The 18,507-nt window shown below is 74.5% G+C and carries 17 protein-coding genes; 6 read left to right on the top strand and 11 right to left on the bottom strand.

All coding sequences use genetic code 11. The features are described from left to right. Positions 1–160 precede the first annotated feature (160 nt). Together H7X46_RS16325 and H7X46_RS16330 are read right to left on the bottom strand one after the other, a co-directional pair. Positions 161–469 carry an AzlD domain-containing protein gene (locus H7X46_RS16325; protein WP_186360217.1) on the bottom strand — a complete coding sequence of 103 codons (309 nt, stop codon included), beginning with the start codon at positions 467–469 and terminating at the stop codon, positions 161–163. After that, positions 466–1,110: an AzlC family ABC transporter permease gene (locus H7X46_RS16330; protein ID WP_370588802.1), complete on the bottom strand. Its 645-nt coding sequence runs from the start codon at positions 1,108–1,110 to the stop codon at positions 466–468. Before H7X46_RS16330 ends, H7X46_RS16325 begins: the two co-directional genes overlap by 4 nt. Positions 1,111–1,221: 111 nt before the next feature. Here H7X46_RS16330 and H7X46_RS16335 point away from each other — a divergent pair, with 111 nt between their 5' ends. Next, positions 1,222–1,779, top strand: a complete 558-nt coding sequence (locus H7X46_RS16335) for a helix-turn-helix domain-containing protein (protein WP_186360219.1) — start codon at positions 1,222–1,224, stop codon at positions 1,777–1,779. On the opposite strand, the gene H7X46_RS16340 is transcribed toward H7X46_RS16335, so the two are convergent. From H7X46_RS16340 to thrS, 8 genes are all read right to left on the bottom strand, one after another. After that, positions 1,780–3,003 carry a glycoside hydrolase family 16 protein gene (locus H7X46_RS16340; protein ID WP_186360220.1) on the bottom strand — a complete coding sequence of 408 codons (1,224 nt, stop codon included), beginning with the start codon at positions 3,001–3,003 and terminating at the stop codon, positions 1,780–1,782. It abuts the gene before it with no gap. An 803-nt stretch (positions 3,004–3,806) separates the two neighbouring features. Then, a complete protein-coding gene (gene pdxS, locus H7X46_RS16345) occupies positions 3,807–4,724 on the bottom strand; it encodes a pyridoxal 5'-phosphate synthase lyase subunit PdxS (protein ID WP_186360221.1) in 918 nt (305 codons plus the stop codon). 16 nt (positions 4,725–4,740) lie between these two features. After that, positions 4,741–5,322: an NUDIX hydrolase gene (locus tag H7X46_RS16350; RefSeq protein ID WP_186360222.1), complete on the bottom strand. Its 582-nt coding sequence runs from the start codon at positions 5,320–5,322 to the stop codon at positions 4,741–4,743. Then, the gene (locus H7X46_RS16355) at positions 5,319–6,485 is read right to left on the bottom strand and encodes a glycosyltransferase family 4 protein (protein WP_186360223.1); all 1,167 of its coding nucleotides are present in this window, start codon (positions 6,483–6,485) and stop codon (positions 5,319–5,321) included. Before H7X46_RS16355 ends, H7X46_RS16350 begins: the two co-directional genes overlap by 4 nt. Beyond that, on the bottom strand, positions 6,482–7,390 hold the full coding sequence (locus tag H7X46_RS16360; protein WP_370588803.1) for a phosphatidylinositol mannoside acyltransferase: 909 nt from the start codon (positions 7,388–7,390) through the stop codon (positions 6,482–6,484). Before H7X46_RS16360 ends, H7X46_RS16355 begins: the two co-directional genes overlap by 4 nt. Beyond that, positions 7,383–7,997, bottom strand: coding sequence for a phosphatidylinositol phosphate synthase (gene pgsA / locus H7X46_RS16365; RefSeq protein WP_186360224.1), 615 nt, complete (start codon positions 7,995–7,997; stop codon positions 7,383–7,385). Before pgsA ends, H7X46_RS16360 begins: the two co-directional genes overlap by 8 nt. Positions 7,998–8,043: 46 nt before the next feature. Beyond that, positions 8,044–8,619, bottom strand: a complete 576-nt coding sequence (locus H7X46_RS16370; protein WP_186360225.1) for an HIT domain-containing protein — start codon at positions 8,617–8,619, stop codon at positions 8,044–8,046. Positions 8,620–8,635: 16 nt separating this feature from the next. Next, complete coding sequence (gene thrS, locus H7X46_RS16375; RefSeq protein WP_186360226.1) at positions 8,636–10,684, bottom strand: threonine--tRNA ligase; 2,049 nt, start codon at positions 10,682–10,684, stop codon at positions 8,636–8,638. Between the two features lie 691 nt (positions 10,685–11,375). Between thrS and H7X46_RS16380 the strand changes: the two genes are divergently transcribed. The 3 genes from H7X46_RS16380 (at position 11,376) to H7X46_RS16390 (ending at position 16,137) form a co-directional block, all read left to right on the top strand. Next, complete coding sequence (locus tag H7X46_RS16380; protein ID WP_186360227.1) at positions 11,376–12,383, top strand: LLM class flavin-dependent oxidoreductase; 1,008 nt, start codon at positions 11,376–11,378, stop codon at positions 12,381–12,383. A gap of 1,156 nt (positions 12,384–13,539) precedes the next feature. Beyond that, entirely contained in the window at positions 13,540–15,861 is a 2,322-nt protein-coding gene (locus H7X46_RS16385; protein ID WP_370588804.1) for a transglycosylase domain-containing protein, read from the top strand. Between the two features lie 63 nt (positions 15,862–15,924). Beyond that, complete coding sequence (locus tag H7X46_RS16390; RefSeq protein ID WP_186360228.1) at positions 15,925–16,137, top strand: hypothetical protein; 213 nt, start codon at positions 15,925–15,927, stop codon at positions 16,135–16,137. A gap of 5 nt (positions 16,138–16,142) precedes the next feature. Here the strand turns inward: H7X46_RS16390 and H7X46_RS16395 are convergent, their stop codons facing one another. Then, entirely contained in the window at positions 16,143–17,033 is an 891-nt protein-coding gene (locus H7X46_RS16395) for a LysR family transcriptional regulator ArgP (protein WP_186360229.1), read from the bottom strand. A gap of 74 nt (positions 17,034–17,107) precedes the next feature. Between H7X46_RS16395 and H7X46_RS16400 the strand changes: the two genes are divergently transcribed. Together H7X46_RS16400 and H7X46_RS16405 are read left to right on the top strand one after the other, a co-directional pair. Then, positions 17,108–17,704, top strand: coding sequence for a LysE/ArgO family amino acid transporter (locus H7X46_RS16400; RefSeq protein ID WP_370588805.1), 597 nt, complete (start codon positions 17,108–17,110; stop codon positions 17,702–17,704). A gap of 44 nt (positions 17,705–17,748) precedes the next feature. Beyond that, the gene (locus tag H7X46_RS16405; protein ID WP_186360231.1) at positions 17,749–18,498 is read left to right on the top strand and encodes a MerR family transcriptional regulator; all 750 of its coding nucleotides are present in this window, start codon (positions 17,749–17,751) and stop codon (positions 18,496–18,498) included. The last annotated feature ends 9 nt before the right edge of the window (positions 18,499–18,507 follow it).

Below are 18,507 nucleotides of genomic sequence, written 5' to 3' on the forward strand. Positions count from 1 at the left end.
CCGGTCGGTGCCGGAGCCCGTCCGGCGGACCCGCGGGCTCGCCGGTGGGCTCGGCCGGGCCCGAACGCGGCCCCGCGCAGGGCGGGCCCTGACCGACCTGCGGACGATCACCGGGGCCCGGCCCGCCGTCCGCTCCGACCGGTCGCCACGCGCCGCCGGGTCAGGGCACGCCCACGAGCCGCAGGACGGCCGTCGTCCCGGCGGCGAGGACCACCACCAGCACGAACGGCAGCCGCCACCAGATCCCGGCCGCGGCGACCGCCACCCCGGCGGAACGGGCCCAGCCGGCGAACTCCCGGCCCTCGAACCAGGTCCCGGTCGCGACCAGGGCGACCAGCAGCGCGACCGCGCCGAGCTCGACGAGCCGGACCGTCCGGTCCGAGAACCGCACCCGGTCGTGGAGCAGGAGCGGGGCCAGCCGCATGAGGTACGTGCCGCCGGCGAGGACGGCCAGCGCGGTGATCGTCACGACGTGCCGCCCGCCGTCCCGTCCGGCCGCGGTGCCGCACCGAGCCCCAGCATCCCCGCGAGCACCGGGATCCCGGCCGGCAGGAACGGCGCGCAGGCGAGCGAGACCGCCGCCGCGGTACCGGCGACCCGCCGCGCGTCGGCACGGCGCAGCATCGGGACGAGCATCGCGAGCAGTGCGGCGGGGAACGCCGCGTCGAGGCCGAACGCCGACGGGTCGGGTACGGCGGCGCCCAGCAGCAGCCCACCGGCGGTGCCGAGCTGCCAGCAGCCGTACTTGACGGCCCCGAGGAGCCAGAACGCGCGCCGTGCGCGGCCGTCGGTCCCACCGGTGCGGGCCAGGACGAACGCCGTCGACTCGTCGGTGACGACGTGCGCCCCCGGGAACCGCGCCCATCCGCCGCCGAGGTGGCGGGCGAGCGCGAGGCCGAACGGCAGGTGCCGCAGGTTGAGCACCAGCCCGGCGGCGACCGCCGCCCAGATCCCGCCGCCGGCCGCCAGCACGCCGGTGACGAGCAGCTGCGCTCCGCCGGCGAAGACCAGTACGGACATCGCCATCGTCATGGCCGGGGACAGCCCGGCCGCGGGCGCGAGGGCGCCGAAGGACACACCGACGAGCCCGACCGCGACCGAGATGGTCACCGCGTCACGGAGATCTGCCCGGGTCTCCGCGCGTTGTGTTCGCTGCACCGAACGCATGGCCGTTACAGTGAACCCGTCACCGCACGTTCGTCAAGTCGAACGAGAGGACCGATGGAGCGAACACCACCGCCGCTCGCCTCGATCGCCGCCGCCATCCGGCGCGAGCGCGAACGCCTGGGCATCTCCTCGGCCGAGCTCGCCCGGAGGGCCGGGATCGCGAAGTCGACCCTGTCCCAGCTGGAGGCCGGCACGGGCAACCCGAGCGTCGAGACGCTGTGGGCGATCGCCGTCGTCGCCGGGGTGCCGTTCTCCGTGCTGGTCGAGCCGGCCTCGGCGCCGGTCCGGGTGGTCCGCGCGGGCGAGCGGCCCGCGATCCGGTCGGAGACCTCGCCGTTCACCTCGGCGCTGCTGTCGGCGTGCCCGCCGGGAGCCCGGCGGGACCTGCACGTGATCACGTCCGAGCCGGGCGAGCCGCGGGCGTCCGCCGCGCACTCCCCCGGCACGATCGAGCACATGATCGTCGGGAGTGGACGGTGGAACGCCGGCCCGGCCGGCGAGGAGGTCGACCTCGACCTCGGTGACTACGTCACGTTCCCCGCCGACCGGCCGCACGGCTACCGGGCCCTGACCGCGGGCGCCTCCGCCGTCCTGGTCATGGAGTACCGCTGATCACGTCCCGCTCGGGCCGCGGACGCCGGAGCCGGGCACGTCGTCCGGCGCACCCTCGGTGAGGCGGTTCAGCAGGCCGCCGACGAGACCCTCGCCCCGGCCGCCACCGCCCTTCTCGGACTCGGGCAGCGGGTACTGGCGGACCCAGTCGACCTCCATCGTGGACGGCTTGACCTTCCCGTCGCCCTCCGGGAACCAGTCGAGCTGGATGCACAGGTGCATGGGCCCCGGCGGCAGGATCGACGTGTCCTTCGTGCGCCACCACTCCTTGCCGTCCACATAGGCCACGACCCCCTCAGGGCTCCACTCGACCGCCCAGTTGTGCCACTGGGTCGCGTCGATCGCGACCTCGCCCTGGACCTGGCTGTTGTCGTGTCCGTAGTGGAGGAAGAGTTCGGTCGTCTGGCGCGTGTGGTCGGTCATCTCCATGAAGTCGATCTCGCCGCCGATCGGGAAGTTCTCCGCGGTCGGCCAGAGCAGCAGCAGCGCGTTGTACGTCGGGTCCGAGGCCGGTGCCCGGACCCGGCCCTCCCAGCGGCCGTACTTCTGGCTGGCGCCGGTCCAGGCCATGCCGGCGGTCTTGCCCTCGGAGTCGCCGTTGATGGTGAGGACGCCGTCCTTCACCGACACCGCCTCCGGGGAGCGGATGCCCTTACCGGCGTGGCCGGGGCCGTCGTAGATGTTCCAGCCGGGGAGCCCGGGGTCGTCGAAGTCGTCGACCTTGTTCGGCTCGCCCCAGCCGTGGAGGGCAGCGGCGCTGGTCTCCGCGCCCGGGTACGCCGGTTTCGGCGCGTCGTCCTGCCCGCCCGGGCCCTGGGTGGACGGTGGTGTGGCCGGCCGGGCCTGCGGGGCCGGCGGTGCCGCCGGGGCGGACGGAGCGGGCGACGTGCTGCCGGGGTCGCAGGTGGCGGAGGGTTCGGACGAGGTCGGGTCCGTGGCGGCAGGTTCGGCGGCGGCAGGTTCGGCGGCGGCAGGCTCGGTGGACGTGGGCTCGGTGGAGGTGGGCTCGGAGGGAGCGGGTTCCGACGCAGTCGGCTCCGAGGCAGCCGGCTCCGAGGCAGCGGGCTCCGAGGTGGCAGGCGCGGAGGTGGCAGACGCGGAGGTGGCAGACGCGGAGGTGGCAGGCGCGGAGGTGACAGGCGCGGAGGTGGCAGGCGCGGAGGTGGCAGGCTCCGACACGGCGGCGTCGGAGGCGGCCGAGTCGGCCCCCACCGGCTCGGACACGGCCGGCTCCGACGCCGGCGCCGACCCAGCCGCAGCGGTGCCGGTGTCCGGCCCGCCCGCACCCGGCTCGGCGCTGCGCTGCCCCCCGGTCGCCCGGCCGTCGCCCTCACCGGGCGCTCCGGCCCCGGTTCCGGCGCCCGCAGCGTGGTCGCGTCCGGAGGCGCCGGGCTTCCCCGACCCGACGCCTCCGTCACCCCCGTCGGCGGGCGCGTCCGATCCCGGTGGCCCGACCGGACCGGAGCCGGGGGGCCGGCAGTCGGCCGCCGTCGGGCTCGACCGATCCGCCGGCCCGGTATCGGCGAACGCCGCCGCCGGGAAGCTGATCAGCATTGCGGCGGCGATCACCACCACTCGCACAGAGCGTCCCATCAGGCTCCTCCGCCTCATTGGTCTCGTTGTTCGCATGCGAACGTAAACGCCACACAGTCACCGCGCGCCCCAGAGTCACCGAATCGGGTAGGCAACCCCGCCCGCGAGTGACCAACGAAAGCGCACGAAACGGACACAACCCGCGACAGGGTGACCGATCACGTCACCCGTTCGTGTCGGCGGCGGCGACGGCACCCCCACGCTCACCGAGCCCGTCGCCGGTGACCCGGTCGCCTGGCCCGGCCGGCGTCCGCGGCCATGATCGACGCTTGCGGAGTGCAGCGTTCGCGACGCGAGCGCTGCACTCCACAACGGGTGATCACCGGCCCGGAGCGGTGCACCCCGCCGGCGGGCCACCCGCAGACAGCACGAGAGCCCCCGCCCGGCGTCGCCGGTGCGAGGGCTCTCGGGTGCGGAAGAGCGAGGAGGTGGACCTACCAGCCGCGCGCCGCGTAGCGCTGGTCCTCCGGCAGGTCCGGGATGTTGATCCCGACCATGGCCTCGCCCAGCCCGCGCGAGACCTTGGCGATCATGTCCGGGTCGTCGTGGAAGGTCGTGGCCTTCACGATCGCCGACGCCCGGTGCGCCGGATCGCCGGACTTGAAGATCCCGGAACCGACGAACACGCCCTCGGCGCCGAGCTGCATCATCATCGCCGCGTCGGCCGGGGTCGCGATCCCGCCCGCGGTGAACAGCACCACCGGCAGCTTCCCGGTCCGCGCGACCTCCGCGACCAGCTCGACCGGCGCCCGCAGCTCCTTGGCCGCGACGTAGAGCTCGGCGGCGTCCAGCGACGCCAGCCGGCCGATCTCGGCACGGATCGAGCGCATGTGCCGGGTGGCCTCGACGACGTTGCCGGTGCCGGCCTCACCCTTGGAGCGGATCATCGCCGCGCCCTCGGAGATCCGGCGCAGCGCCTCGCCCAGGTTGGTCGCCCCGCACACGAACGGCACGGTGAACGCCCACTTGTCGATGTGGTGCGCCTCGTCGGCCGGGGTCAGCACCTCGGACTCGTCGATGTAGTCCACGCCCAGCGACTGGATGACCTGCGCCTCGACGAAGTGCCCGATCCGGGCCTTCGCCATGACCGGGATGGAGACCGCCTCGACGATCCCGGCGATCATGTCCGGGTCCGACATGCGGGCCACGCCACCGTTCGCGCGGATGTCGGCCGGGACCCGCTCCAGGGCCATCACGGCGACGGCGCCGGCGTCCTCGGCGATCTTCGCCTGCTCGGGAGTGACCACGTCCATGATCACGCCGCCCTTGAGCATCTCGGCCATGCCGCGCTTGACCCGCGCGGTGCCGTGCTGCGGACCGGCGTTGTCCGGGGTGTTATCAGCTGCGGACACGGGTGATCGGAGCTCCTCACATGGCGGTCGGATGACGCCACGATTCTACGTCAGCGTCGCCCGGTGCTACCGGGGGTTCCGGATCGGCGATCTCGAAGTACACCGGCTCCGGGGCGGAACCGTGCAGCCGGAGCCACCGGACCAGGCGCCGGGACCGGAGTACCCGGGTGTCGCGCACGGCGTCGTTGTGCACCCGCCGGGCCAGGACGACGAGCTGCTGGGCGTCCGCCAGCTCCGCCGCCAGGCCCCCGGGCAGCCCGGCCGGGTCGACGGCGGCGAGTTGCCTGGTCAGGACGTTCTCCGCGGTCTCGCGTGCCTCGCGAGAGCCGGCCGGGTCCCGGCCGTCGGGCGCCAGGGCCGGTCCCGCCGCGAGCGCCGTCGCCGCGGCCCGGACACGCCGGTTCCCCGGCGGACCCAGCACGTCCGCGACCCGCAGCGCGACCGCCACCCGCCGGTCCAGCGCCATCCCCAGGCCGGCCCGGGCCGCGTCCACCCGGACGTGCAGCCGGTGCAGCCGGCGCACACGTGTCGTGCACCACACCGTGAGGGCGGCCACGACGATCAGCGCTGCGCACGCGACGAGCGCCGGGGCGCTCATGGCGTGCTCCGCGCTCGTGAGTACTTTTCAGGGCCCTGACCCGCATAACCACTCACGGGCGGCGCAGCCGCGACCGCGGCCCGGTACACGCGCAGGACGTCGTCGGCGACGGTGGCCCAGTCGAAGCGGGCCGCCCGCGCCCGGCCGGCGGCCGCCAGCGTCGCCCGGGCCGCGTGGTCGTCGAGCAGGCCGGCCAGCGCGGACGCGAGCGCGGAGGCGTCCCCCGGCGGAACGAGCCGGCCGGCGCCGGCCAGGACCGCGCGGAACGACTCGATGTCGCTGGCCAGCACCGGCGCGCCGGCGGCCATCGCCTCGGTGAGCACCATCCCGAAGCTCTCGCCGCCGCGGTGCGGGGCGCAGTAGACGTCCATCGCCCGCAGCGCGGCGGCCTTCGTCGGCTCGTCGACGGCACCGAGCAGGTCGATCCGGTCGGCGAGCTCGGGGCCCGCGGAGCGGCGCAGCGCGGCGGCGTCCCCCCGGCCGACGACGAGCAGCCGCAGGTCGGGCCGGTCCCCGGCCAGCGACCGCAGGGCCGACAGCAGCACCGGCATCCCCTTGCGCGGCTCGTCGAACCGGCCGAGGAACCCCACCCGGGGCCCGGGCGGCAGGCCGGGGACGAGGTCGTCCAGGGCCGGGCCACGGGCGAACCGGGCGACGTCGACACCGTTCGGGATCTCGGTGGCGTCACCGCCGAGGTGTTCGACCTGGACCCGGCGCGCGGTGGCGGACACCGCGATCCGCGCCGTGACCTTCTCCATCAGCGGGCGCAGCACCCCGCCGAACGCGGTCAGCGTCCGGGACCGCTCGGTGGAGGTGTGGAAGGTGACCACGATCGGGCCGTGCGCGGCCAGCAGTGCCAGCACCGACACCGAGAACGTCGTCGGCTCGTGCAGGTGCAGGACGTCGAACTCGTGCTCGGCGAGCCAGCGGCGGGTGCGGTGGTAGGTGAGCGGGCCGAACGCGACCCGCGCCACGGAGCCGTTGTAGGGCACGCCGACCGCCCGCCCCACCGGGGTCACGAACGCGGGCGTGTCCTGCACGGCCGGGGCCAGGACGTCGACCCGGTGGTCCCGGGCCCGCAGCGCGTCGGCGAGGTCGAGGACGTGGTTCTGCACTCCCCCCGCCACGTCCAGGGCGTACGGGCAGACCATCCCGATCCTCATCCGGCACCGACCGGATGCAGCAGGTGCCAGTCCTCCGGCCGGCGCGCGACGAGCTCGCCGAACGCGTCGGCCATCGCCTGCACCGCCTTGGGTTCGGCGGCCCGGTCGGGGACCGGGATCTCCGGGCCGACGTGCACGCCCCAGGCGTCGCCGGCGAAGACCGCGTACGCCGGGTGCAGCGCGGCACCGGTGGTCCGCGCCAGCCGGGCCGGGCCGGCCGGGAGCCGGGCCGGTGCGCCCAGGAACGAGACGCCGACCCCGGGGCCGGACAGGACCCGGTCGGCGACCAGGCAGGCCACGCCGCCCCGCCGCAGCCGCGCGGTCAGCGCCCGGTGCGCGGTGCGCGGCTCGTCGGCCGGCACGACCTCGAACCCGAGCGAGCGCCGGTAGTCCACGAAGCGCCGGAACAGCGACTCCGGGCGCAGGCGCTGCACCACCGTGGTGATGGCCGGTTCGAGCCCCAGCCGGGCGAGCTCGCGGACCATGTAGACGCCGGCGACGTCCCAGTTCCCCGAGTGCGGCAGCGCGTACAGCACGCCGCGCCCGGCGCGCAGCGCGTCCAGCGAGCCCTCGATGCCGTGCACGTGCGGGTGCATCGCGGCGTGCACGGCGTCCGGGTCCATGCAGGGCAGCGCGAACGCCTCCCGCCAGTAGCGCGCGTAGCTGCGCATCCCGCGCCGCACCAGGTCGTCCAGCTCGGCGGGGGTCGCGTCCGGGCACACCAGGGACAGGTTCGCGCGCAACCGGCGCACCCCGGGCCCGTCCTGCCGGACGGCGAGGTCGGCTCCGGCGTCGAACACCCGCGCGACGACGCCCGCCGGGACCTTCCCGGCCAGCGCCCAGCCGGCGGCGTAGCCGGTCGCGGCCAGCGCCTCCCGGATCCGCTCGAGGGCGGCGTCAGGCACGGGGCACCTCGCGGGAGCTGCGGCGCACCGCCAGGATCCGCTGGCCGAGGGTCACCACCGTCCCGATCGCCAGCACGACCAGCGCGACGGTCAGCGCGTACGGCACACCCAGCCCGGACAGGAACGCGCCGAACAGGCCGAGGATCAGCCGTTCCGCCCGCTCCACCAGGCCACCCTCCGCGGTGAGCCCGACCGACTCGGCACGGGCCTTCACGTAGGACACGATCTGCCCGCCGACCAGCGCCACCAGGGCGGCCGCGCCGGCGACGGGCTCGCCGCCCGCGGTCAGCGCCCACCAGGCGAGGGCGCCGAACAGGGCGCCGTCGGCCATCCGGTCACAGGTGGAGTCGAGCACGGCGCCGAACGGCGTGCCGTGGCCGCGGGCCCGGGCCATCGCCCCGTCGACGAGGTCGGTGAGCACGAACAGCGTGACCAGTACCGACCCCAGGACCAGCCATCCGGCCGGCAGGAAGACCACCGAGCACGCCACCGCGCCCACGGTGCCGAGGACCGTCACCGTGTCCGGGCTGATCCCCCGGGCGACCAGGCCGCGCCCCACCGGATCGGTGAGCCGGTTGACGTGCCCGCGGGCGAACAGGTTGAGCATCGTGGGCGACGTACTCCCTCGAAAACGGGCGGATAACCCAGCGTATCTAGTCCGGCGGTGGTTCCGCCCGTCGCGGCGGCTCCCACGCCGCCGCCAGCTGCGCCCGGGTCTCGGCGAGGAGCTGCGGGATCACCTTCGTCTGGCCGACGACCGCGATGAAGTTGGCGTCCCCGCCCCACCGCGGCACGACGTGCTGGTGCAGGTGATCGGCCAGCGACCCGCCCGCGACGTGGCCCAGGTTCAGGCCCACGTTGAACGCGTGCGGGGCCGCCACCTTCTTCATCGTCACCACGGCCTGCCGGGTGAACGCCATCAGCTCGGCCGTCTCGGAGTCGGTGAGGTCCTCGAGGTCGGCCACGTGCCGGTAGGGCAGCACCATCAGATGGCCCGGGTTGTACGGGTGCAGGTTGAGCAGCGCGTACACCTCGACACCGCGGGCCACGACGAGGTTGTCCACGTCCGGGTCCGACGAGTCGTCGCCGGCGTCACCGCGCCCGATCCGGCAGAACGGGCAGCCGGTGTCCGAGGCGCCCTTGATGTAGGCCAGCCGGTGCGGGGTCCAGAGCCTGGCGAACCCGTCTGGCGTCCCGACCCCCTCCTGCGGGACCCACTCCTGCGCCATGAGCCGATCCTAGGCCTCAGCCCGGGAGGAACGACTCGGCCTCCGGCGAGGTGTTGGTCCGCGACCGCACCCACTCCACGATCGCCTGCACGGCCTGGTCGACGGGCACGCCGTTGCGCTGCGAACCGTCCCGGAACCGGAAGCTGACCGCGCCCGCCTCGACGTCCCGGCCGCCGGCGAGCAGCAGGAACGGCACCTTCTGCAGGGTGTGGGTGCGGATCTTCTTCTGCATGCGGTCGTCGCCGGCGTCGACCTCGACCCGCACACCCTGCGCACGCAGCCGGGACGCGACGTCGCGGACGTAGTCCTCCTGGGCGTCGGTCACCGGGATGCCCACCACCTGGACGGGCGCGAGCCACGCCGGGAAGGCACCCGCGTAGTGCTCGGTGAGCACGCCGAAGAACCGCTCGATCGACCCGAACAGCGCGCGGTGGATCATGACCGGGCGCTGCCGGGAGCCGTCCGGCGCGGTGTACTCCAGCTCGAAGCGGTCCGGCAGCATCAGGTCGACCTGGATGGTCGACATCTGCCAGTAGCGGCCGATGGCGTCCCTGGCCTGCACCGAGATCTTCGGCGCGTAGAACGCGGCCCCGCCCGGGTCGTCGCGCAGCTCGAGACCGAAGCCCTCCGCGGCCTGCCGCAGGGCCTCGGTGGCCTCGGCCCACGCCTCGTCGGACCCGATCGACTTGTCCGGGTTGCGGGTGGAGAGCTCGAGGTAGAAGTCGTCGAGGCCGTAGTCGCGCAGCAGGTCCAGCACGAACTGCAGCAGCGAGCGGATCTCCTCGCCCATCTGCTCGCGGGTGCAGTAGATGTGCGCGTCGTCCTGGGTGAAGCCGCGGGCCCGGGTGAGCCCGTGCACGACACCCGACTTCTCGTACCGGTAGACGGTGCCGAACTCGAACAGCCGCAGCGGCAGCTCCCGGTACGACCGCCCGCGCGACCGGAAGATCAGGTTGTGCATCGGGCAGTTCATCGGCTTGAGGTAGTAGTCGACGGCCTGCTTCTTCAGGTTGCCCTCGGCGTCGCGCTCCTCGTCGAGCTGCATGGGCGGGTACATGCCCTCGGCGTACCAGTCGAGGTGCCCGGACAGCTCGAACAGCTGCCCCTTGGTGGCGTGCGGCGAGTAGACGAACTCGTAGCCGGCCTCGGCGTGCCGGATCCGCGAGTAGTCCTCCAGCTCCTTGCGGACGACACCGCCCTTGGGGTGGAAGACGGGCAGGCCGGAACCGATCTCGTCCGGGAAGCTGAACAGGTCCAGCTCGGACCCCAGCCGGCGGTGGTCGCGGCGCTCGGCCTCGGCGATCCGCTCCAGGTACGCGTCCTGGGCCTCCTGCGACTCCCAGGCGGTGCCGTAGATCCGCTGCAGCTGGGCGTTGTTCTGGTCGCCCCGCCAGTACGCCGCCGCGGACCGGGTCAGGGTGAACGCCGGGATGAACTTCGTGGTCGGCAGGTGCGGGCCGCGGCACAGGTCGGACCAGACGACGTCACCGGTGTGCGCGTGGACGTTGTCGTAGATGGTCAGCTCGCCGGACTCGTCGACCTCCATGACCTCGGAGTCGCTGCCGCCCTTGAGGTCGATGAGCTCCAGCTTGTAGGGCTCGCCGGCCAGCTCGGTCCGCGCCTCGTCGGCGTCGGCGAACCGGCGGCGGCGGAACCGCTGCCCCGACTTCACGATCTTCTTCATCGCCGACTCGATCTTCTTCAGATCGTCGGGGGTGAACGGGGTGTCGACCTCGAAGTCGTAGTAGAAGCCGTCGGTGACGGGCGGGCCGATGCCCAGCTTGGCCTTCGGGAACAGCTGCTGGACGGCCTGGGCGAGGACGTGGGCGGCGGAGTGCCGGATGACGCTGCGCCCCTCCTCGGTGTTCGCCGGGACCGGGACGACCTCGGCGTCGGCCTCCGGGGCCCAGGCCAGGTCGCGGAGGGTTCCGTCGGCGTCCTTGACGACGACGATCGACTCCGGGCCGCTGGTCGGCAGGCCGCCTTCCCGGATCCGCTCGCCGGCGGTCGTCCCGGCCGGCACCCGGATCGGGGCGGACGCGGGCGGGGCGGGCGGTGCGGACACGGTGTGGCCTCCAGGGCGGTCACGGTGGATGCGGGACTCCGGTGCCGGAGTCGACGTCGATGCTAATAGGGGTGCGGGAGCCGGTTCCCGTCGGCGTGCGGTCGGCGGCGCTTCCGCCCGCACGCCCCGTCACGGGTGCCCCCGCCGCGGTCGGGTCCACTCCCCGCCCGCTCCGACGCCTCGGTCCACGGGTCGATCCGCACCATCCCGCTGCGGCAGGGGCGACGTCGTGCAGATCGCGTGCCCCGCCGGGATCGATCAGCACGGTGTCGCCCCGGGCAGGGCACCACCGTGCACCTCGAACGCCAGGCCCGGATCGATCAGCACGCTCCCGCCCCCGACACGGCAACTTCGTGCGACTCGCACCCCACGCCCGGACCGATCAGCACGATGTCGCCCCGGACACGGCAACTTCGTGCGTCTCGGACCCCGTACCCGGATCGATCAACACCTTGCCGCCCCGGACAGGGCACCATCGTGCGACTCGGGGGCCACCCCGAATTCGATCAGCACGTTCCCGCCCCGGACACGACGACAACGTGCGTCTCGCGCATCGCTACACGAGGTCGATCAGCACCATCCCACCCCGAGAGGGCGACATCGTGCAGGTCGCCCGCCGCGCCGGGATCGATCAGCACGGTGTGGCCGTCCCGCCGGGAAGAGGCCCGGCGGCGCCCGTGTTGCACCGGGCGTGGTTCCCCTCTCCGTCCTCGATCTGGTCCCCGTCGCCGACGGCTCGTCGGCCACCGACGCGCTGGCACACAGCACCCGGCTGGTGAAGCGCGCCGACGAGCTCGGCTTCACCCGCTACTGGGTGGCCGAGCACCACGCCATGCCCGGGATCGCGAGCTCGTCGCCGCCGGTGCTGATCGCGCACCTGGCCGGGGTGACCGAACGGATCCGGGTCGGGTCCGGCGGCGTGATGCTGCCCAACCATCGCCCGCTCGTCGTCGCCGAGCAGTTCGGCACCCTCGAGGCGCTGCACCCGGACCGGATCGACCTGGGGATCGGCCGCGCGCCCGGCACCGACCCGAAGACCGCGGCGGCGCTGCGCGGGATCACCGCGGCACAGCTCGGGACCCCCGACGACTTCCCCGACCAGCTCGTCGAGCTCGCGTCGTACTTCCGGGGCGACGCGGACGTGCTTGCGGTGCCGGCCAGGGGAAACGCGCCGTCACTGTGGTTGCTGGGGTCGTCCGGGTACTCGGCGAAGGTGGCCGGCATGCTCGGGCTGCCGTTCGCGTTCGCGCACCACTTCAGCGCGCACAACACCCTGCCCGCCCTGGAGATGTACCGGGAGCACTTCCGGCCGTCGGCGATGCTCTCGGAGCCGTACTCGATGATCGCCGCCGCCGTGTTCTGCGCCGACACCGACGAGGCCGCCCGCGATCTCGCGCTCCCGTCGGCCCTGCAGTTCCTGCACCTGCGCCTGGGCAACCCGCGCGAGCTCCCCGGGCCGGACGAGGTCGCGGCGTTCGAGTGGACCGACTCGGCTCGGGCGTTCGTCGAGCAGCGGCAGGCCGATCAGATCATCGGGGCACCGGCGACGGTGCGGGCCGGGGTCGAGGAGCTGGTGGCCCGGACCGGGGTCGACGAGCTGATGGTGACGACGGCGACCTACCGTGGCGAGGACCGGTTGCGGTCCTACGAGCTGCTCGCCGAGGCGGTCGGCATGCCGCGGGCCGTCGCCGCGGCGTGATCCACTCCATCCCACTCCGCCGTACGGCGCAGGCATGATGGTGCTTGCGGTGGACGTTCCCCGGTGCGAACGGTCACCCGCTGGCGCACGATCCCGATGACGTGCCGACATTCGAGTGATGTCGATCTGGCGAGCACATCGCAACGCACCGGTAACTCGTTGACCGGCCGAGCACGCGCGTGCCCGGACCCCGACCATGCGCCGGCCCACCCCGCCGGCCGGACCGTGAGAGGAGAGGCGGTTGACCGCAGGCCCGCCCCCACCACCGCGGTCCCGGCGTTCCCCCGACGACTCCGATCCGTACGGCGTCCCCCGCGCCGTCCGGACCGAGGAACGTCCCTCCGGCCGGCACAGCAGCGACGAGGTCGCCCGCGACGACTCCGGACGCCCGCCGCGGCACGGCGCGCCGGCAGCGTCCGCGCCGGGCCGGCACTCCGGTGGCCGGGTCCGGCCCTCCGGTGGCGTCCCCCGGCACCCGAACGGCGCCGCGGCGGCGTCGGCCCGCGGACCGGCCCCCGCGCCGACGCCCACCCCCGAACCGGCCCAGGACACCGCCCGCACACCGGCCGCGCAGCCGGCGCGCCGGTCCGGGGAGACGAGCAAGGTCGGTCTGCGGGTGCGGGGTGGCCCCGTGCCGCGCGACCCGGGGCCACCACACCGCAACCCGGGCACGGCGACCCGCGACCCGCGTACGGCACGGCGCGACCCGAGCTCGGCACCCCGCGACCCGAGCACGGCGCGGCCGCCGTCCCCGGCCTCGAACACCGCTCCCCCGCCCCCGCCCGCCGGCACCGCTCCCGCCGGGCCGCGGACCGGTGCCACACCCGCCGGGCCTCCGGCATCCGGCACCCCGTCGACCGGCACCCCGTCCGGCGCGACGATGTCCGGCACGACGATGTCGAGGCCAGCAGGCTCCCCGCCCGCCGGGCCTCCGACACCCGCCGGCCCTCCGGCACCCTCGGGCTCCGCCCCCGCGCGGCCGTCGACCGGCCACGCACGCCCCGGACAGCCGTCGGGTGCGGTGCCCACGGCATCCCCGGCCGCCACCGCACCCGTCCGGCCGCAGCGGGGTGCGCCCCCGGCCGGTCCCGCACCGCACGGTCCCCGCCCGGGCTCCGCCCCGGGGCGCGAGGACTCCGGCCCGAACGACACCGCGGTGTCCGCTCCCCCCGCCGGCCCCGGCCCGACCGGTGCCCCCGACACCGACGACGAGCACGAGGCGAACGTCGACGCCCCGCGGCCCCGGCGGGGCGGACGCCGCCGGGCCGAGCCGGACGGCCCGCTGGACCGGGTCGTCGCGCTGGTCGGTCCCGGGATCGGGACGGTCCGGCGCCGGCTCGGCATCCTCGACGCCGAGCAGAAGGCCGCGCTCACCCCCGAGCAGCGCCGGACCCGCCGTCGTACCCAGATCCGCTACTCGGTGATCGGCTCGCTGGCATCGGTCGTGCTGCTGCCGCTGCTCCTGTTCGGGCTCGGCTGGCTGATCTTCCCGGTCCCCACCACCGACGAGGCGGTCCAGAAGCAGATCGCGACCGTGTCCTACGCCGACGGCGGCCAGCTCGCCCGGCTGGTCCCCGAGCAGGGCAACCGGATCCGGGTGGGCATGGAGGCGATCCCGCCGCACGTCCGCGAGGCGGTGCTGGCCGCGGAGGACCGGACGTTCTACTCGAACCCGGGCTTCGACGTCACCGGGATCCTGCGGGCCGTGTTCAAGCAGGTCACCGGCGGCGCGGGCGGCGGCTCGACGATCACCCAGCAGTACGTCAAGAACACGCTGGTCGGCAACGACGCGACGTACTGGCGCAAGTACAAGGAACTGATCGTCTCGCTGAAGGTCTCGGGCCAGAAGACCAAGGACGAGATCCTCAACGACTACCTGAACGCGATCTACTTCGGGCGCGGCGCCTACGGCATCGAGTCCGCCAGCCTGGCCTACTTCGGCAAGCCGGCGGCCGAGCTGACCATCAGCGAGGGTGCGCTGCTCGCCGGTGTCATCCAGGCCCCGTCGAACTGGGACCCGGCGAACTCCCCGGAGCGCGCCCAGCAGCGCTGGAACTTCGTCCTCGACGGGATGGCCCAGCAGGGCTGGATCTCGAAGGCCGAGCGGGACACCGCGGTCTTCCCGCAGACCGTGCCGCCGGAGAACACGTCCCGGTCGTCGTCGCTGACCGACGAGCGCGGGCACGTCCTCAAGGCCGTCCGCTCCGAGCTGGGCACCCTGGGCATCTCCGAGCAGGCGTTCGCGCAGGGCGGCCTGCAGGTCACGACGACCATCGACCCGCAGCGCCAGCAGCAGCTGACCGACGCCGTCCGCGCCGAGATGGAGGGCCAGCCCGAGGTCCTGCGGTCCGGTGCGGTCGCGATCGACCCGCGCACCGGCGGGATCGTCGGCTACTACGGCGGCGAGAACGGCGCCGGCATGGACTACGCCCAGGTGGTGAAGCAGCCCGGGTCGACGTTCAAGCCGTTCGCCGTGCTCGCCGGGCTGATGGAGGACCCGCCGGTCGGGCTGGGCACCGTCTTCGACGGCTCGGAGCGGCCCGGCCTGCGCAACGCCGAGGGCGCCAGCTGCCCGCGGTGCGACCTCAAGCAGGCGATGACGATCTCCAACAACGTCGTCTTCACCAAGCTGGCCGCGCAGGTGGGTCCGCAGAAGGTCGCCGAGGCGGCCCGGCTCGCCGGGATCACCGCGCCCCTGGAGAACCCGGACGCCCGGCTCCCGCTGGGCAACAAGGAGGTCACCCCGGTCCAGCTGGCGTCGTCGTACGCGACGATCGCGGCCGGCGGCGTCTGGCACGCGCCGCACATGGTCTCGAAGGTCGTCGACTCCGAGGGCCGGGTGCTCTACGAGCACTCCCCCGGCGAGGGCGAGCAGCGCTTCTCCGAGCAGGTGGCCCGCAACGTCGCCGAGGCGATGATGGACGTCGTCACGCACGACGACCTGGAGCTCCCGGACGGGCAGCAGGCGGCCGCGAAGACGGGCACCGTGCAGTCCCGCTTCGAGGGCGAGAACAACGACGCCTGGTTCGCCGGCTTCACCCCCGACCTGGTCACCGCCGTGTGGATCGGCACCGACCGCAACGACCCGATCCGCTCGGCGTCCGGTGCCCCGATCAACGGCCGCGACCTGCCCGGTGACGTCTGGCAGGAGTTCATGTCCAGCGCGGTCCGCAGCTCCGGTGTCTCCGAGTTCCCGACCTTCCGGGCCATCGGGGAGGAGCCCTCGGAACTGGCGGCGAACGAGCCGACCGAGACCCCGGAACCGACGGCGACCAGCAGCGCGCCGCCGCCGTCGGCATCGCCGACGCCGAGCCCGCAGCCGCCCGAACCGGCGGCACCGCCGCCCGCGAACCCGCCCGAGCCGACCGGCACGCCGGAGCGGACCGCCGACCCGCGGATCGCCCCGCAGCGGGAGCTGCAGCCCGAGGACCCGCAGCCGGGTGAGGACGCCGCCCGGGACGAGCCGACCGTCGGCTGACCGGCCCCGCGGCGCCGCGCCGAACGGTGCGCGCGCCGGTCACCGCCGGGCTACCGTGGGGCCGTGACCGGACACCATCACTTCGAGGTGGTGGCCTGGCGGGCCGACCGCAGGCTCACCCTCTACGTGCCCGGGATCGAGGCCTCGACCACCGTCGACGACCCGCGGGCCGCCGAGGACGCCGTCCGGGACCTGATCGCCGACCTCACCGGCGTCGACCGGCGCGAGATCACCTGCGACATCCGGCTCGGCCGGCCCTGGCGGTCCGGGATCTGACCCCCTCACGACGGCGGGACCAGGACCCGCGCCGCGACCTCCTGCACCGCACCGGTCAGCGCGTCCAGCACGGGCGTGGACAGCGTCCAGTGCTGCCAGTACAGGGGGACGTCGAGGTGCCGCTCGGCGTCGAGCAGCACGATCCGGCCCGAGTCCGCGGCCGCCCGCGCCGGGGCGTCGGTGAACAGGCCCCAGCCCAGCCCGGCCCGGACGGCGTCGTGGTAGCCGTCGGCGGCCGGGACCCGGTGCGCCGGCCCGGTGCACGGCCGGTGGGTGAGGGTGCGGACGAACCGGGTCTGCAGCCGGTCCTTCGGCCCGAAGTCCACCCGGGGCGCGGCCGGGAACGCGGTCGCGGGATCGCGCCCGGCGAACCAGCGGTCGTACACCGGCCGGGCCGCCACCGGGCGGTAACGGGTGGCTCCGATCGGTTGCACCGCGCAGCCCTGCACCGGGGTCGCCGACGTCGTCACCGCGCCGATCACCGCGCCCTCGCGGAGCAGGGCCGCGGTGTGCTCCTCGTCGTCGACGTGCAGGTCGAGCCGGACGCCGTAGCGGGCGGCCAGCGGCACGACGGCGCGCAGGAACCAGTGGGTGACCGAGTCGGCGTTCACCGCGATCGGCAGGTGCAGGGCCGTCGCGTCGTCGTCGCCGAGGCTGCGCGCCACCGAGTCCTCGAGCACCGCGATCTGGCGGGCGAGCCGCAGCAGCGTCTGCCCGGCCTCGGTCGCGACGCAGGGCCGGGACCGTCGCACCAGGATCTGCCGGGACTGCCGTTCCAGGGCCTTGATCCGCTGGGACACTGCCGAGGGCGTGATCTTCAGGAGTGCGGCGGCCGCCTCGAAGCTGCCCTCCTCGACGACGGCGCTGAGCGTGGCCAGCCGGGCCCGGTCGTACATGAAGCGATCCTAAGGTTCATGAAGGATCCTGAACCAGAACCATGATTCCCGGACGCCCGGCCTACGGTCGCCGGGTGAGCGTGGTGGTGGGGTTCGGTACCGGGTTGTCCCTGATCGCGGCGATCGGCGCGCAGAACGCGTTCGTGCTGCGGCAGGGGCTGCGGCGCGAGCACGTGTCGGCGGTGGTCGTGTTCTGCGTGCTGGCCGACCTGGTGCTGGTGACGGCGGCGGTGGCCGGTGTCGGCCTGGTGCTCGCCCGGGTCCCCGGCCTGGTCGAGGTCGTGCGCTGGGGCGGGGTCGCCTACCTGGCCGGCTACGGGCTGCTCGCGCTGCGCCGCGCCGTGCGGCCCGGGACGCTGACCGCCGACGTCCGCGGCAGCTCCCGCCCGCTGGTCCCGGTGCTGGGCAGCGCGGCCGCGTTGACCCTGCTCAACCCGCACATGCTGCTGGACCTGCTGGTGCTCGGGTCGCTGGCCGCCGCGCACGGCGACGACGGCCGGTGGGCCTTCGCCGCCGGGGTGGTCGCGGCCAGCACGACCTGGTTCGCGGGGCTGGGGTACGGGGCGGCCCGGCTGGCCGGCCTGTTCGCCCGGCCGGTGGCCTGGCGGGTGCTGGACGGCGTCGTCGCCGCCGTGATGCTGGGCCTCGCCTCCGCGATCGCCCTCTCCTGAGAAAGGTTGCGGTTGACGTCGCGTCAACTTCTACGGTCGTCACCGTGACGACGGAGGAGAGCTGGACGACCGACCAGGTGGTCCGGCTGGCCGGGGTCAGCTCGCGCACGCTGCGCCACTACGACCAGGTGGGCCTGCTCCGTCCGGCCGCGACCGGGCCGGGCGGGCGCCGGATCTACCGGCGGCCGGAGCTGCACCGGCTGCAGCACGTGCTCGTGCTGCGGGAGCTGGGCCTGGGCCTGCCGGACATCGCCGCGGTGCTCGATGGGGGGTCCGAGGTGGACGCGCTGCGCGCCCACCACGAGCGCCTGCGCCGCGAGATCGGGCGGCTGCGCCGGCTCGCCGACACCGTCGCACGGTCCATCGAGGAGAGAGAAGGGGGAGATCCGATGTCCGCCGACGAGATGTTCGCCGCGTTCCGCGACGACCCGCACGCCGAGGAGGCCCGCGAGCGCTGGGGCGCCGAGGCCGTCACCGTCCAGGAGAAGGTCGCGGGCTGGGACCGCGACACGGCCGCCGACGTCCACGCCGGGATGACCGAGGTCCACCGGCGGCTGGCCGGCCTGATGGAGTCCGGGGCGCCGGTCGACGCGCCCGAGGTCCAGGACGCGGTCGCCGCGCACCACGCGTGGGTGAGCCGGTTCTGGGTGCCCGGCCGCGAGGCCTACACCGGCCTCGGTGCCCTCTACGTCGACGACCCGCGGTTCACCGCGACCATCGACGCCTACGGTGACGGGCTCGCCCGCTACCTGCGCGACGCGATCGCGGTGTACGCACGGGCCAACCTGGAGTAGAACCGCAGG

This window comes from Pseudonocardia sp. C8 (assembly GCF_014267175.1).
In the GTDB taxonomy this organism is placed as follows: domain Bacteria; phylum Actinomycetota; class Actinomycetes; order Mycobacteriales; family Pseudonocardiaceae; genus Pseudonocardia.